General features: G+C 34.0%; 16 protein-coding genes. 1 reads left to right on the forward strand and 15 read right to left on the reverse strand.

What is annotated here, in order from left to right; all coding sequences use genetic code 11:
- Positions 1 to 21: 21 nt before the first annotated feature.
- From J8H85_RS10125 to J8H85_RS10195, 15 genes are all read right to left on the reverse strand, one after another.
- On the reverse strand, positions 22 to 4,608 hold the full coding sequence (locus J8H85_RS10125) for a baseplate J/gp47 family protein (protein WP_209655082.1): 4,587 nt from the start codon (positions 4,606 to 4,608) through the stop codon (positions 22 to 24).
- A 15-nt stretch (positions 4,609 to 4,623) separates the two neighbouring features.
- Positions 4,624 to 5,040: a GPW/gp25 family protein gene (locus J8H85_RS10130; RefSeq protein ID WP_209655083.1), complete on the reverse strand. Its 417-nt coding sequence runs from the start codon at positions 5,038 to 5,040 to the stop codon at positions 4,624 to 4,626.
- A gap of 25 nt (positions 5,041 to 5,065) precedes the next feature.
- The gene (locus tag J8H85_RS10135; protein ID WP_209655084.1) at positions 5,066 to 5,356 is read right to left on the reverse strand and encodes a PAAR domain-containing protein; all 291 of its coding nucleotides are present in this window, start codon (positions 5,354 to 5,356) and stop codon (positions 5,066 to 5,068) included.
- A gap of 11 nt (positions 5,357 to 5,367) precedes the next feature.
- Positions 5,368 to 7,143, reverse strand: a complete 1,776-nt coding sequence (gene vgrG, locus J8H85_RS10140; RefSeq protein WP_209655085.1) for a type VI secretion system tip protein VgrG — start codon at positions 7,141 to 7,143, stop codon at positions 5,368 to 5,370.
- 58 nt (positions 7,144 to 7,201) lie between these two features.
- Positions 7,202 to 7,906, reverse strand: coding sequence for a CIS tube protein (locus J8H85_RS10145; protein ID WP_209655086.1), 705 nt, complete (start codon positions 7,904 to 7,906; stop codon positions 7,202 to 7,204).
- Positions 7,906 to 8,070 (reverse strand): DUF5908 family protein, encoded by a 165-nt coding sequence (locus J8H85_RS10150; RefSeq protein ID WP_209655087.1) that lies wholly within the window; start codon positions 8,068 to 8,070, stop codon positions 7,906 to 7,908. Before J8H85_RS10150 ends, J8H85_RS10145 begins: the two co-directional genes overlap by 1 nt.
- A 13-nt stretch (positions 8,071 to 8,083) precedes the next feature.
- Complete coding sequence (locus J8H85_RS10155) at positions 8,084 to 8,548, reverse strand: phage tail protein (protein WP_209655088.1); 465 nt, start codon at positions 8,546 to 8,548, stop codon at positions 8,084 to 8,086.
- Positions 8,549 to 8,556: 8 nt separating this feature from the next.
- Entirely contained in the window at positions 8,557 to 9,024 is a 468-nt protein-coding gene (locus tag J8H85_RS10160; protein ID WP_209655089.1) for a phage tail protein, read from the reverse strand.
- Positions 9,025 to 9,070: 46 nt separating this feature from the next.
- The gene (locus J8H85_RS10165; RefSeq protein ID WP_209655090.1) at positions 9,071 to 10,000 is read right to left on the reverse strand and encodes a hypothetical protein; all 930 of its coding nucleotides are present in this window, start codon (positions 9,998 to 10,000) and stop codon (positions 9,071 to 9,073) included.
- 31 nt (positions 10,001 to 10,031) lie between these two features.
- A complete protein-coding gene (locus tag J8H85_RS10170; protein WP_209655091.1) occupies positions 10,032 to 10,937 on the reverse strand; it encodes a hypothetical protein in 906 nt (301 codons plus the stop codon).
- A 36-nt stretch (positions 10,938 to 10,973) separates the two neighbouring features.
- A complete protein-coding gene (locus J8H85_RS10175; protein WP_209655092.1) occupies positions 10,974 to 12,371 on the reverse strand; it encodes a phage tail sheath family protein in 1,398 nt (465 codons plus the stop codon).
- A 27-nt stretch (positions 12,372 to 12,398) separates the two neighbouring features.
- A complete protein-coding gene (locus J8H85_RS10180) occupies positions 12,399 to 13,727 on the reverse strand; it encodes a hypothetical protein (RefSeq protein ID WP_209655093.1) in 1,329 nt (442 codons plus the stop codon).
- An 11-nt stretch (positions 13,728 to 13,738) separates the two neighbouring features.
- Positions 13,739 to 14,362, reverse strand: a complete 624-nt coding sequence (locus J8H85_RS10185) for a DUF4255 domain-containing protein (protein ID WP_209655094.1) — start codon at positions 14,360 to 14,362, stop codon at positions 13,739 to 13,741.
- A gap of 170 nt (positions 14,363 to 14,532) precedes the next feature.
- Entirely contained in the window at positions 14,533 to 15,228 is a 696-nt protein-coding gene (locus J8H85_RS10190; RefSeq protein WP_209655095.1) for a response regulator transcription factor, read from the reverse strand.
- 242 nt (positions 15,229 to 15,470) lie between these two features.
- Positions 15,471 to 15,971 (reverse strand): pyridoxamine 5'-phosphate oxidase family protein, encoded by a 501-nt coding sequence (locus J8H85_RS10195; protein WP_209655096.1) that lies wholly within the window; start codon positions 15,969 to 15,971, stop codon positions 15,471 to 15,473.
- Positions 15,972 to 16,238: 267 nt separating this feature from the next.
- On the opposite strand from J8H85_RS10195, the gene J8H85_RS10200 reads away from it, so the two are divergent.
- Positions 16,239 to 16,664: a hypothetical protein gene (locus J8H85_RS10200; RefSeq protein WP_209655097.1), complete on the forward strand. Its 426-nt coding sequence runs from the start codon at positions 16,239 to 16,241 to the stop codon at positions 16,662 to 16,664.
- Positions 16,665 to 16,835 lie beyond the last annotated feature (171 nt).

The raw sequence follows: 16,835 nt of genomic DNA on the forward strand, positions 1-16,835 counted from the left end.
CTGAATTAATTTAGTCTTCATTTAATTAATTACGGGTTCTGGATCTGGTTGAGGTTGCGGGCGTGGTTCTTCACAATCGGCACATGCTTCATCTGATATGGTAACACAAATATCTCCACCTGTAAGTACAGACCTAGCTGTAAGTGGCTTAATAACGGCACCCGTTTGCTCGCAGGGACCTTCTAATTTTATACTATCAATAAAATCTATATAATCTAGCTGTTCCACATACCCAACGATGTCTGAAAAATAGATTACTTGACCAAAAACTATCTTTTCTGAATCGCCCAAAAACCAAGGAGCCAAGAAAAGGGCAATATCTTCTTTTAACTTTTTAGAATAAAAGCTTGACGACTTACCCCTGTACAACCTAACTTTTATTGTTACATCAATATATTCATATCGGGGATTCATAACTTTAATACGCGCAAATGGCGAGGTTCTTTCTTTAAGAAAATCTGCTATTTTTTCAAGTAAACTTACTGGGGCTTTAGGTTCTTGTAAGTTACCTGATTGAAGCTTTGTAAGATCTGGAATTACTGCCACCACGGAATAGCCCGGAGCTACTTCTAGGTCGCGTCTGTAAACATTGGCTGAAAGTCCCATGGTATGGGATATGCATTTTACTTTATATATTTCCGGGAAGCCTTCCAATACTACTTTTTCATAATCTGAAATGGTAATTCCTCTTCCTTTATGTTTTAAATGTTCGCTTACCCGTACATAAAAATGACCCGATGCTTCTGGAAGTCTGCCACCAAAAGAAGGATATAACTGTTCTACTTTTTTTACACTAAAATCGGCTTCTACCAATTTGGCAATACTTTTTGCTTGAAGCGGTTTATCAAGCCTGTTTTTATCACTTAACAAACTAAATCTTGCCGATGTTTTTGCTGCTTGGGTATGTACTCCAATAATTTCTGCAACAGCACTTACGTTTTTAGGAGCTGTAACTTTTATCCAATATAAATTGTCGGGCATGATGGTGTTTCCAATTTTATTAATGGCTTTTGGCACCACAATAGTTACGATGCCCGATATGGTAAAACCATCGGTTTCATCGGAAATAACATCAAAATCGGATAACAATTTTATCCATTTATTATTACTTAAATAATACCAATGTATGTCTGCTCTGTCTTGTTCCGAATCTGCTGTAGCTTCTGCCAATTGAAAGAGTATGGATAAAGTGCCTCCTGGGGTTATATTTTCAATACCTATAAACAAGGTGCCTTCATCATCAAAAAACGGGAACAAAGTTGGGTTTTGTTCTATATCTTCAAATTTAGAGGTGTTTTCGTATGGGTATAGGTGGATGATATCAATGTCTTCTTTAATAGCGTTAGCTGAATAATCAATATATAAGTTTTTTATAATAGGTGTCCAAGGTTCATTAGGGATTAAAGCCTGAAAAGCATCTCCTTTAAGAAAATTAAAAATATTTGACAGTTGTAATGCTTTATCAAAATCTTCAAGTACTTGTTCAACCTTTGAAATTAAATCATTTACTCCATCAGTATCATTAAATAAATCCAATAATTGACTGAAAAAATTAGCAACATCAGTTATAGCTGTTTGTGCAGGCCCGTTGGCTAAGGATGACAATGAATTAAAAATATTTGTTCTTTTACCATTAAAAGTCGCTGCAAAATCTAACACAGCATTAATAACATCGTCAAAATACCCTAATAGATCTGTATTTATAGTATTTCTGATAGTTTCGATATTGGTTTTTACAGAACTTACTGTATCTATCACGTTGGTTTCATTGGTTTCAATAAAATCCAACACTTCATTTACTTTGGTTATCAAATCTTCAGAAACTTCTTTTATCTCATCAATTATGGCATCAATACCTAAGAAATCTAGTATAGGAGTTATGATTGTTTTTTGAGACTCACTTATATAAATGGCATCTGTAAGCTTTTTACCTTGATCTATATAAGCGTAGGCCAACATTTGTCTCGCCAAAACGAAAGGATATTCCTTATGAAGGAAATCTTGATCAGCGAGCGTAAATTTTAAAAATCCATTTAATGAATTCTTATAATTATCAATAGATTGATTATAATCTACATATTTTATAGTGCCGCTATTTTCTATTTCCCATCCATAGATAGCTTTATCACATTCTAATTCACAAAAATCCTCATCAGTTTTGCTAAATAATTCAATTTTTGAAGATGTGTTTAACCATTTTCCATCGTTTAATTTGTCTATTTTAAGTTTAAAAGCATCTTGATCCAATCCAAAATTTTCCAAATTAGGAGGTGATCCCAAATCTTTTACTTTTTTTATATAGGCTTTATAATAATCATTAAAACTTTCTGGTTTGTCTTTCCATTCCAAATTAACCCGAATGCACTTCCACTTTTTAAACAATACCTCTTTGCTGCCAATATAAAAACTGGGGCCTAAAAAGGGATCTGTATCCGCTTCACTACCTTCTTCGTCATTTAATAAATCTACCTGATTCATTGGATTAAAACCTGTTACTTCGGGTCTCATTCCAAATGGAAAAATTTGACTATTTATATCTAATTTACCATCATCATTTTGCACAATCAACTTTTTAACCCCACATACTTTAACATCAATAAATGCATCAATCAATTTTAATTTTTTTAGGAAATTGTATGGAGAAATATATTTATTTACTGATTCAAGTTCATTCTTAATTAAGCAACATTCACTTTGTATGTCGCTATTAGTGTCATGATTAATTTCAAGTGCTTTGTTTAATTCAATTTTAACTAGCGGAAGCGTTTTCTTTAAATCAATCTTTTCCTCTAGCACTTCTTCATTATAAAAAGTTATAGCAGGAACATCTGCTTCCAAGTCAATTTTTAATTCAAACTGCACTTGTCCTGAAGCTGGAAATTCAGCTATTGCAATTGGTGGAACATTAATGGTAATTATAGGTGTTGCTGCAATCCACCCTTCCTCGCCACTAAACCAAACATCGAATAAAGGTACTTTAACCGGTAATGAAGATTGAATACAACTCCCAACTATCTTCCTGTCTCTTTCATCAAAAATTGTTTCACAGCTAATTGTATCTTTTGCACTTAAAAATTCCTCAAGATCGTTAAATTCATAAGGACTTTGTTTTGCTAATAATTGTGCTATAAAATTTTTAGCAGCTACTGATAAAGCGTTTGCACATTCATCTAAAAAATTATTGCTAATAGTATGTGTTATTTGATTTTTTTCGGATAGCTTATCTTTTATATTAGCCAAAACAAAAGAATCTCCTCCGGCTACATCACAATTAAGCAATATTCGAATGCTTCGTTTTCCTTCCTGTAATAATAATACAGGTGATGCCAGCACAAACCCCAATCTCGCTTTTGGATGTTCATCTGCAACATCATTTCCATCTTGAATTAATTTACTATACTTATAACCTAATGTTTTCCAGTTTGCTGGCTCGTCTTTTTTGAATTTTTCTCCTTTACCATCCAATGAATTTGCTATAGGCGCTATATAAAAACCTTCTATAAACGTTTGGCCTGTATTGTCTTTTATAGGATATAATGAGAGTGTTCTTAAATCTTTTATCTGTGCTTTATCCAGAATAATTTCATGGTCTAAACCAAATTGAATGTCCTGTTTGTTTACATCCTTACCATCTTTTAGTAATAAATCTTTGGGCAAAGGATACTCATCCAGATGCTTTGCTACTTCAAATACAATGTGTGCCATATCGGGTACGGCATCCTTAGGAACCATTTTAAGCACTTGTTCATAAAAGAAATCCATGTGGTTTTTCCCCAATTCATTGATATTTCCTTGAAAATGTTTGAACAATTCCAAAAAAGTAAACATTAAAGCTAAATGTGGTTGGTGCTTTTTTTGCAACGATTCTTCAAGCGGATATAAACTTTCTTCAATAAAACCATCGGCAGTTTCAACAATGTCTCTAAAACCGCTCAATATTTGATAAAAAACAGTATTCAATATTTCCGCAGCTTTTAAAAAAGCTTCTTTCTGCCCCTTTTTAACTTTCTGAATACAAACATCTAACGCGTAAATATCATTCACTTTTAATTGCCATGGCTTTGCCATAAAACCATTAAAATCCTTTTTATTAATACATAAAAAAGTTACGGAAGCATTATAAAGACATATAAATGTTTTTAAAGGGGCGACAAATGATGATTTGATAGTGCCCAATAAGGGAATACTGAAACTATTTTGAGCATTTTTAACAGTATTAAACAATGTTGAGGTTGATACTATAAGTTTATTATAAATAAATTCAAATAATGCTTCTAAAGTTTGTTTTGAAGGATTGGTGGTCAATTCATTGCTTAATAGCAAGAATTGGGTTTCTAGATCATCAACCGACGTTTTGCTTAAAATGGCCAATTGAAACGGCAGGCTTTCTTTGAAAAAGGGTGTCCAATTCTTTATTTCTTGGGAAGTTCCGTCTGTATTATAAAAATTAATGTGTCTAGCATAATCGCTAATTAATAACAACCTATCTGCCAATGTTTTGCCATCAATTGGGGCATAATCGGGCATGAGTGCCTGTTTAAGCCTGTTTTTCTGACTTAATCCGCTTCTGTTTTTTAAAGGATGTGATATGTTTGATGTATTTTTCATGGACTTAATAATTCTTTATATCCCTTTATCAGATTCTCTTAAATAAAAATCATACACATAATTATATCTCGTATTTGCTCCTTCAATACGATAATGGACAACAATTTTAAGTAGCCCTTCTATCAGTTCAAATGAAGCTGGATCTGTAATTTCAACCTTTTCAAGTTTTATACGGGGTTCATAATACAAAATGGCTCTTTCAACTAAATCCTTTATAAACCCAATAAAGGAATTATCCATGCTTTCAAATTGATAATCTTTCAGATTGCATCCGTAATCTGGTTGCATCACCCTTTCTCCCAAACTTGTAGACAACAAAATTTCGAGACTTTGTTCTATATCTTTTTCAGCACTTACCGTGCTTACGGTTTTACTTTCTATATCAAAATTTGGCGGAAATGACCATCCTGTTCCTAAATATGCTTTGTCCATTTTTGATTCATTTTAATTAAAATCTCTATCCTCCAATCATAACTGTTGGAAAACCTTGTACTATAACACCACCATGTGCCGTGGTATCCCCTATTCTTGCTGCGGGTTTACCTCCTATAAAAACGGTCCCAGAGCCTTTCACAATAGTATCTGGTGGGCCAACACAAACGCACATATCCCCTATAACTGCTGCTGGTTGCCCGCCAATTAATACTGTTGGTACACTAGGACCGGTAATTGGGCCGCCAACATGTGGTACTGGCCCGTTAAACAATGGGCATGTATGCATATCTGCAATTCTAGCTGCTGGTGGCATATTTATATTTTTTAATTAATATTTACTAAAGAGCCTTTTATTTCGGTAATCCCATCCGATGAGATTTTGGCAGTAGCTCCTTTAACTTCCATACTTGAATCTGCTGAAAGGGCCATTTGCGCTGCACTTAGCGTTAAAGCCATTCCTGCTTTTATATCTATTTTTCCTGTGGCTTCAATTTTTATATCTCCAGGACTCGTCATTTCAATTCCCGAAGGTTTAAAGATGGTTTCATTATCGTTCTGGTCTTTTATGGTTATAGATGTACTGTCTTCATCAAGTTTAATACTATTACCTGCGGGGGTATCAATTGTAATTGTTTTGGTATCATCATTAAAATGTACCCGCATACCAGAACGGGTTACGAACCCTTTTTCATGGTTATCATCTTGAGCGTTTATAGGTGCAGGTTTCGCACTACTATTTAGCATGCCCAATACAATGACCTCTCGGGGATCGTCGTTTAAAAATCCAACTATTACTTCATCGTCTATTTCTGGCAAAAAGAAAGAACCTCTGTTATTTCCTGCATCTAAAGTGGCAATTCTTGCCCATACACCTTTGGCTGAATTATTAATTATGGGCAACCTTACCAAAATTCTGTTTTCACCTTCAGGATCGTCTTGCAACTGTACAACTTTGCCAATCTGTAATCCATTTATTCCCGGAAGCAATCCTGATGCTTTAACATCTACAATATCTTTATGTTCTTTTGAAAAACAATCTGGCTTTAAACCAAATTGCACTTGCGTGTACCAAGAACCATTATAAACATCTTGCCTTACGGCTGATACATAAGCTTTACCTTCAAACCTAGAACCTACCCCCTGTAATTCAATCAATTGCCCTGGTTTTACGTCTCCAAAACCAATAAATTTTGCTCTTCCTTGTATTTTGGATAGCCTGCTTATTTGCATGATTGATTTTGTCCATTCCTGCAATTCTTCTTCTATAGCTTGACCCGTATGCCGTAACTCAAATTTTTCGGGACTTAGAGTTTCTGAAAGTTTTTGACCCGATACATTCCCTGGTTCATTGATAGATACGCTGTCCGTTGTATGGCTAAACATATCCTGACTTGAATAGTCCCATGATTTAGCTTCTACAGATGCCCATTGATTTCTAGCATCCATTTCAGCTTCAAAATCAATAATGGTAGACCCAAATAAAACTGAAATGGCTGGATCGGAATTGGTAACAGGGGCTTTGATATTTATTTTTCCGTCGTCAACTACCACTATTTTCCCGTTTGCTTCTGCTCGTGTTAATAAAAAATCCCAATCGGTGCTATGATGCTGAACCATCTCTAGATGTGAAAGGTTTGTTGCATCAACATCATGTGTTAAAGCGCCATACCTTCCAATAATTTCTTCCATGATTTCACTGTCTTTGAAATTTTCATAGTAGTTATTATGTCTTCCAAGAGTCATTTTCACAGCTTCATCCCTACAATCCAAAATAAGTTCCGTTTCGCCACTTTCTTTTACTTTAATACCGTGTTTGATGATAACCCCCTTAAACAATTGCTTGTTAGTGCTATTACGGCCTATTTTAATACTGATGGTTTTACCTGGCAAAAAGTTTTCTTTTTCACTTATTTCGAAAGATTCATCGGAAGAATCTCCGTCTTTAATTACAATTCTTGCTGTAGGTATTCTGTTAACTTCTTTCAAAATAGAAATTGAAAGCACCTGATAACCGGGATCTACCAATTGATTATCAATAAGTATGTCAAATGTTGCTACATTTTCCGTTTTGTCTGCTACAGGTATTTCTCTTTCTTTCATGTGTTTTTTTGTTTTTTAGAATAAACCCTCTGGGTTATGCGATTTATTTATGGAGGTTTCATGTTGCTGTTTTATCCAATGGTGGAAAAACCAGTTCAACACCTGGTTTAATGGTTCTAAAAGTTGTTAACCCATTAGCCTTAGCTATTTGGGTTACAAACTGTGGGTCTTTGTAAATTTTGCTTGTCATTAAATCCAACCTGTCTCCTCCTTTCACGAGCCTAACGTGTGTAAGATCTGGCGATTGCCTACCTTCTCTGGCTACACGTTCTTTCTGGGCTACATAATTTAAAAAACTGGCACTTACTTTAATTCTTAATGGATCTCCATTAGATTGAAACAACGAATAGTTTAAATCGAGGTTAGACAATATACATGGAAACATAAAATCGCCCCATTGAACCTGCAGAAAGTGTGGTCTATGAATTTCACCGTTCATATTATAAACCGTGTTCATAAAAATTTCTAACTGAGCCTTTACAGAATGATCGTCTCCATTATATTTATAACCTTCAATGGTATTGGTACCATCAAAAATAAAATCGAATTTTAACTCTTCTGGTTTTGTGCCTTTATAGTCCGAATTCGTGCTTTGGTTTCCTTGTCCCTGTTGCTGGTTTAGTTCTACTTTAAAGTTTTGGGTAAAACTTTCTGGATTTATGGGCAAGGAAATAGGGTTTGGACTTATACTGGATTTCGTTTGAAAAGTCTCATCCTCATAAGCATGTATCAATACTTTAATTAATTGGCCTGTTTCTTCCATTATCTTTCTGATTTTTCTTTAAGAATTTCAAAAACCCTATTTACAACTTCATTGATAACCGCTTCCGAACTACCTGAAGAACCGCCATCACCTGAACCCGAACTCCCCGAATTCTTATTATTTACAGTTGCTTTAATTATTAATTCTCTTATTTCTATTGGCATAATTCAAATGTTATCAATTAACTTCTACAAGTTTGAAATAGTTATAATTAAGCTCTAAAGTTTCAATTAAGACTTCGCCTCTTTCCGCATTAAGTTCTCCCACTTTCCAGCTTACCGGCCAAACGTGGGATAGTTCCCATTGAATTAAAACATCATGATTTTCATTTAAAAGCTCCACATTAACCTTACCTACCGGGGTAATAATTAGGTTTTGAAAAGCCTCTTGAAACCATTTTGTAAGACCAGAATCTTTGGGTTTTAGGAGTCCTCTTTTAAGCGTAAGCGTTGTGTATTTGCGCCTTCCAGGAATGTTATGTTCAAACCTGTTTTCGCCTCCTTCCCTAATTGATTCCTTATCTATCTGCACATCCAACCCTGTTACCGATTGAAACTTCATATCGGCTTCATCCTTAGAAGTTGGCAGATTTAGAAACGAGACCCTAAAATGAAAACCAACTATTTGATAATCTGAAGCCATAATATTGATTATTTAGCTTCAAGAATGGTTAATCCTTCATGAACAAGTTCCATAGTTTCAATAGCTACTTCATTGGCATCGGCTTTTAAGTCTGTTGATTGTACTTTACTTGGCCATGCATTTTCCAACACCCAAGTAATGATGGGTTCGTGGCTTTCATTAAGTAATTTAACAGTAACAGAACGTCTGTATCTAGATCCCGTTTGATTTCCTTCTTGGAAATAATAGGTTTTTTGCCATTCCTTAAAGTAATCGAAATCGCCTTCAAACGTTCCTCTTTTAAGCGTGATATTGCTATATTTAGTAAGACCGGGTTGTTTACTTTTATTATACTTTTTGCTGCTTCCCTCTCTATACTCTATCACTTCTGTTTCAAAATCCAGTCCACTAACTTCGGTGAAACCAATTCGAAAATCGCTTCCCCATTCTACCTGAAAGTGAAACTTTGGTAGTGGATAATCTCCTTTTGCTGCCATATTATTTTTTATTTAATTAGTTTTATTTTTTGTTTTACAAAATTGATTACTTGCCACTTTCAGCTGCCTCGGCTGCTTTTATAGCTTCAGTAAGGCTGTTTTTCTGAGATAAAAATTTATCGCTTATTTTCTTACTGTTAATCCAGCTTGTTTCCAAAGATTTGGTCTCATCGATTGCTTTTTCATGATCTTCACCAATTTTAGTGTAATATTTACTAGTATTGATTGGGAATTTAGGCATCGGTTTAGCTTTTTTATCATGGCATGGATATTTAGTAATATCATCGTGGTTGTGTTCTTCTTCTTCTTTTGCTCCACAATGTTCCCCATGCATGTTCTCACCTTTAAAATCTATAAGGATATCATTCAATTTATCCTTTAGTCCATCTTCATCACAGATGTAAGCATCCAAAAGGTCTGCACATTTAAGTGTTTCTATAAGTTTGGTTAAAACGGCGTCCTGCATTTCACAAACCAGAACAATTTTCTGTTCGTAAGCTTCAATGCATTTTATAACTTCTGCTTTATCTTCTTCATCAACACTGGTAAGACATTCTATAATTTTTTTGAAGTCTTTAATTTTATCTTTCAATCCTTTTCTGTTTTCCTCATAAGTGAAAAAGCAATCAAAAATTGTTTTTACAAGACAAATAAGTTTCTCCAAAGCTTCTGTGGTATTTGCTGAATTTTCACAAACTATTTTCACTTGTTCAATAAAAAATTCAAGTTCGTTAACTACAACCTTGGCTTTTTCATCTGCTTTTTTTATGATGTCGTCCCAATTCTTCAGCTTCGTTTCCCAACCTAGTGAGTTCACATATTTTTCTCTGTGTTTTGATGTTATTGCAGCCGCTTCATTGTATTGGTTGCAAACATCTTCCAGTTGTTCTTTCCATTTGTCCAGACAATCCTTAGACCCTGGTTCATCACCTGCTCCATCCTGACAGCAGGTACTATACTTCATGATTTTTGCCATAATTTATACTTTATGTTATTATACAGAGTGTTTAATTTTGATCTACCGATTGACGGTTCTTATCCTTATGCCATCTTTTATCTCTTTCATCTTCGGAATCGTAGTAATTCTTGATGTCTCTACAGAGATCCAAGCATTCACCATCACACTCGACTTCACAAACAAATTTTATAACTGCATCTAAACCTTCAGATTTGGTGTGTTCTGCTTTTTTGTTACAAGTTATTGTGGTAAGCTCTTCAATAATTAAGTTCAATTCTTCTCTGGTAGTTGTTACATCTTTACCTGTAGATATTATATTGGTACCTACACAGTCTTTAAAAGTTTTCATTGCATCTGTTAGCAGTTTGGAAAAATCTTTAAGACTAACGGTATTAGTAAATGTTTGTATTCCAGCAATAGTTACTGCAGATTCAAATGCATTTTGCCCTTTTTCATTGAGTGTTTTGGTTTTATCCATAATATCCTTCAATGCATCGGTTACATCAACTATTTTATCATCTTTTGTTGATTTTCCCGATTTGGGTAAAATTTTATTGGTTATACAATTTTTCATTACACATGCCGCATTATTTGCATCTTCAATTTTAATGCGCATGTCGTTCAAAAGCTTTGAAGAATCCTTAATAAGTTTTTCGATATCATCATCTTTCTTAATGTATTCATCAATACTTTTTTGAATAATCTCTGTTTTTTTATAGTTGCCTATTGCAATAAAACTCATGATGTCCTGATAAATATTGTTGGATTTTTCAGCCTTATCAAGACAGCATATTTTATATCCTTTTGCAATTTCTTTAGACTCCTGCAAAGTGCCATTAGAGATGTACGAGCTATCTGCTGTTTTCTTATCACTCTTAATGACCTTAAGGCTATCACAGATTACCGTTTCGGGGCTTCTTAACCCAGTATTGTCATTACCATTCATATTTGCCATATCTAATATTTTTTATGTTATTATTTACTTGAACAATTATTCAGATAGCATTTTATGGCTAAATTTAAGAATGATAAATTCTGCTGGTCTTACTACTGCCATGCCTATTTCAACTATCATTCTACCTTCCCAAATATCAACCTCATCCATCGTTTCATTTAAGCCCACTTTCACGTAAAAGGCCTGTTCAGGAGTTGTTCCCATAAGCGCTCCAGCTTTCCACTGTTGAACCAAAAAATTGTCGATCATTGATTTAACCCGCGACCATGTGTTTCTATCATTTGGCTCAAAAACGAACTGAATTGTTGCTTTTTTAATAGATTCTTCAGCCATATTAAAGAAGCGTCTAACGGGTACGTATCGCCATTCATTACTATTACCCGCCATGGTACGTGCTCCCCAAACTAAGGCGTTCCCTCTACCAACAAACGATCTGATCACGTTAACTGATTTACCCGCATTCACATCAACATTTAAAGTATCCTGTTGAATATCTGTAATTTTTATTACGGGTTTTATCACATAATCCATATTGACGTTGGCAGGTGCTTTCCATACGCCACGCGAATTATCAACACTGGCATAAATACCTACTATTCCAGGTGATGGTGGCATTTCTAAAGGAAAATTGCGAATGGCATTTTGTGCCTGAAAGTACAAGGCATTGTTGCTTGATTTTAAATCGGCGAGTGTACCACTAAACGACCCTTCAATGGTAACTTTTGCGTCTCCAACACCCTCTCCTCCATAATAAAAATCTAGAATGGTTTCTAAATTTGGAAAATAAGTGGCTCCATATTTTATAGTATCTTCAACTGACGATGTGTTATCACGCATGGTTTGGATATTTGCCAATAAATCGGGTTGTGTTGGGTCTTGCCATATATCCATGACGGTAAAACGGTCTCTTAATTTTTCACACATGGACATAGACGCTCCAAAAAGATTATAAAAATCTACAGAAAGCTCCAACCCTTGGGCATCAGGATACACATACAAGGTAATTTCATCAACCTTTTCAGTAGCGTTGAGTGCGGTTGATAAATCTACAAAAGTTACTAAACCCGAAGCAGGATAGCCACCTGCAGAAACTATCCAACAGGGTCCACCGCCATTAGCAAAAAACATTTGTAATGCATAATGCATATTGAACTTCGATCTGTTTTCTATAGATGCTAAAACAGATGTTGGATTGTTAGGATCCCCAGCTACAGTAACCTTAAGTCCTGTTTCTTCAAAAGGCTTACCAAAAAAACGTTCATACTCCAACATGGAAGTGATGCGTTTAGGCTCATTAAGCAGAGGTTTCCCTCTCTCATCCACAGCTATTTGGGTGTAACCAATAAAAGCAGGAATTGCAGTTTCTACCTGTGCAATTGATGGTGGGAGTTTAGGAATTTCTTCAATATAAACTCCGGGTGTTTTGTAATTCATAATGTCATCTTTTATTATAGTTTATCTTTAATTACTTAACAATCGGTTTGACTGATTGATATTGATTTCTGAGAAAATTTTATCTCTTTCTACTTTTAGGGATGCTATTTTTGGGTGTGGGAGTATTAAGGAGGTACCATTTTGAAATGGAACTAAGGTTTCTGTCAACGCTTTTGGTTTGATTGAAACCAACACTTCAGGTTGTGGCTGCGCTTGAAGGTGAGAGGATGTTGCTACTAATTCTGAAACTGAAAAGTCACTGTTTTTAGTGTACCTCCAATACGTTTTTCTATTTTTTAACCTTAATTCAAAAATGGGATGTAATACTTTATTATTGGCAACGTCAATTTTGGTTTTAAGTAATCCCGTAGCATCGAGAATGCTAAAAGGGGAATTTAATTCATCAAAGCGAATATCAATGATACCCAAATAATCCTTTGAGTAAATATCATTGTTTAGATAAATGGAATGTGACACTTCGAGTCCGCCATTAAGTTTGATTTTCAGCAGGTAGTATCCTGATGGAATATCGGCTGAGTTGGGATTATTTTCATCCACTTTAGTAAAATTAAAAAGTACATGTTCTATAGGGGTGAGACTAGTTTTATTTATAACTTTTATTGGATTGCTGGTTAAATCTTCTAAAACAGCATCCAGTTGGGTAATATTAAGGTCTTTCTTTAATACAAACTGAAAATTTTGGGGTAACAATATTCTGTCGGCATCCGTCATAAATCGTTTATCATCCATATCTTCCCAATGGGTTGGATCGCTTCCATCCGTACTTTGTAATGCCTGTCTTATGGTGCCGCCAAAATTTACAATGGCACCCATTTCATAAGTCAATCCGTTTTGATGTGTATTGGCAGGAGTTGCTATGGGTAGCGATTTGTAAGGCGGTATGGTAGTTTCATCAAACTCAATTTTACCTTTATTGGTAAAATAGAAAATGGCGGGAAATGCAGGCTTAAAACTTGTATTTGTTATGCTTTTAAAAAATGGAATATGTGCCTTTAAAGCAAACGTAAGGTTGGTATCGCTTTTTGGCACATACATAGGTTTGTATCTTATTTCTCCAGCTTGATCAACAACATCTACCTCAGTACCCACAATAAAGCCTAAAGCTGTTTTTTTAAATATCAATTTATTTTCACTCAATCGAAGTTTGGTGTTTCCTACGGCCTCAATTTCAAAAATAGTGTTGACATCATATAAATAGTTGCTCAGTTTTTTTACAAGCAAATCCTTCTTGAAAACTTCATTGTTATCAAAAAAAGAAACTCCATCTACAGCAGTTAAAAAATAATCGTGTAGAATTTGAATCTCGAATAACCTTTTAAAAACCGTGCTTCCCATTTATCAATAGTTTAATTAGAATTTTCTGTTCTTTCTATTTCTTCAATTAATGGCGCTTCATCTGATGTGTTTTCATGTATTTTCACCAGTCTTACTTTATACATTGAAAAAGGAACTTGCTTGCCTCCCAACGATCCCCACAAATGGTTTATTTGTTCAAATGTTAAAGTGTACAACTCTATGTTAAGCCTCAATTCATCTTTAATTTCTTGAGGTATATTATTATCGCTTGATATGGTTGTAAAAGGTGAGTTTTTAACCGAAAAGGTTTTTTTCGCTTGAAAAAACTGTATAACAAGCGAAAGCCTGTGTAAGGCAAATTCATAGGCATCCTGTAAATCTTGACCCAATGTTGCAGATATGAGTATATAAAGATTCAAAAAAACCGGGGGTTCTATATACCTAACACCTGAAATGGTTTTTGAGGTATGTCTGCCATTCTTTAAAGTACTCTCTTCTTCTGTGTTTACTAGGGTTATTACAATTTTATTATTTAAATCCTGCCCTTCGCTTTCCATTAAGGCTATGTTATGCAAAATAATATCATCCTCTGTAATAGAATCAGTGGGTCTTTTATTTTGAAAGACATAGTGACTCAGTTCGTCTCTTAATAATTTTAGAGCTAACCCAATCATGTTAAAAATAATTTTAGAAATCTTGGTTAATAGGCTTTTTAATTGTGCCTTTTTCCAATGCTATGAATCTCTAGGAGGAGCAACAAGGTTGAAAAAAAAAAGAGACGAAACAATCCCCGTTTTTGGGGATTTATATTTTTATTTGAATAGAAAGTGCCCTGAATTAATAATCACAGAAAAATTAAAGCAGATGCTTTTTTTATGAGGTGCGCCGTATTTTTTACCTGAAATTTTTCGATAAGATTTTTACGATGTGAAATGGCAGTATGGTTGCTAATATAAAGTTTGCTAGCTATTTCTTTTGATGAGTAACCATCTGCTATCAACTGTAAAACTTCTTTCTCTCTGGGTGAAATAGTAAGCGCTAGGTGTTGTTTAGAGCAATCATGGTTCAATTTATTGCTTAGCGCCTCTAAACAATGGTCAACTTTTTCATTTTCAGAAATATCAAAAAAATAGTTGATTGCAAGGTTATGATACTCCAATTGTTGCAGAAAAACCTCATGTTTCAAATAAATTGATTGCCCATTGCCATCAATAATATGATATTTTAGCGCTAACAATTCTTGATGGTATGGTGGCTTGAAAGAATTAGACAATTGGTTTTTAGTAATAGCCAATTCATTTGGTTCAATAAGTGAGTACCAAAAATCCCATCCGTCTAAGATGAAGTTATTATAATTTTTCCCTAAAATTTTTTGAAATTTCGAGTTACAATACAGAAAGTGCCCTTTGTCTACAACATAGATGGCAATCATCAAATTATTTGAACATTCACAAGCTTTTAATACACCAGAAAGCTTGGAAACTAAAGAACTGTTTCCTTTGAAGTAAGATACTTGAATGTTACCATTTAGAAGGTTCATAATCGTCTGATTGGAACATCTAAAGTAGTTAATTTTCAGTAATTTACAAATTTATCTTGTAAGAAATATTAAATATTTTTTACAGTAGTATGGTTACATCTATATTCCAGCCAACAATGATAAAATAATAATTCAAGCCCTTTTTTGGAACGTTTATTTTTTGTATTTTCTACGGTTATAGGTGTTTCTTTTTTTTATGTGTTAACTCATAAAAAAATCGAACCGAAGTTCGATTTTAAGTTTTAAAGATTTATTTTTCCTTGATCCATAAGGTCTGGTTCGTTGCCCGTTATGGCGCCCACACCAATTTTTACCAAAGTGACTAATTTATTGCTTTTTGGATCCCAATAAAATGCTTCCGTTGGTTTAACTGAAATGGCAGTAATGTTGGGGTCATGTTTACCTTCAAACCAGGTGTCATCGGCTTTACCATACAATTCCTCAATAACAGATTTATCTGTACTAATAATTGCTTGCCCGTACACGTTTAAGAATTGCATAGCGCTTTTATCAACATATATTAAATGCACATGGGCATCTTTTATTATGTTTTGGTTGTGTGTACTGTTTTTGTTACTTAAAAACCAAATAACTCCTTCTTCATCAACCTTTTTAGTACTCATAGGGATCATGTGTAAAGGCATGGTTCCTAAACCTGTGGCCATCATGGTAAAATCAATAGCTTCTGCCATGTCCTTTATTTTCTTTTTAGCTTCGTCGTTATATAAATTTTCTTTGCTCATAATTATCTTTTTTGTGTTTTTTCAAAGTTACTTATCGAAGGAGTTAATGGGTAATTCAATCGGTTAAATTAATAACTCAAAAGGGAAGGTGGATTGTTGAAACTCCTTACTATAACTGAAAATGTGATAATTATGAATAATTATTTATTGAAAGTTTGGCGTAAAAATTATAATTTAGCTTAACTGTGAAGATAAACTATTGAATCAAATTAATATTCTAAACCTTGAAGCAAGCTAAAAATATAGAGTTTTTTAAAATTTAATGATATGAAAATAAAATTTATAATTGCCTTAGTTCTTTTGCTTACACCAGTAATTTCAATTGCTCAAAAAAAAATTAAAACAAGTATCTTTCAAGACGAAAATTCGGCAACAACTGAAATTAAGTTAAAAACTGCTAAATCGAATTTAGATAATGCATTTGAGGCCTATAATGAAAATAAATTAGAAAAAGCCAAATACTTTATTGACCAATCTCAGCGACAAGATGTTAAGCTAGGTGATTTTTATTTTTTATTAGGTGCCTACATGTATCGAACGAAAGAATTTAAGGCAGCTAATAGATATTGGAAAATTTCGCATAAAGAAGGTGGCTGTTGGGAATGCAAAGAGTTACTTGATAACATAGAAAACGATAAAATTATAGAAAAATTAATAAATGAAAAGGTAATTAATTATCTTAATGAAAAATAATAACCCTTGCTTCCAATAATGCATAAATACAATTACGGCGGATTTTTCCACTTCCTAATCCACTCGGAAATGCCATCGAGAATTCTTAAACATAAAAAGTGATTTTAATCCCGTACAACTCAAAAAATCACTTTATAAACTTTCTCTTTTTACTGCCTTCTCAAATTACAT

It is taken from the genome of Mariniflexile gromovii (genome assembly GCF_017814435.1).
In the GTDB taxonomy this organism is placed as follows: Bacteria; Bacteroidota; Bacteroidia; order Flavobacteriales; family Flavobacteriaceae; genus Mariniflexile; species Mariniflexile gromovii.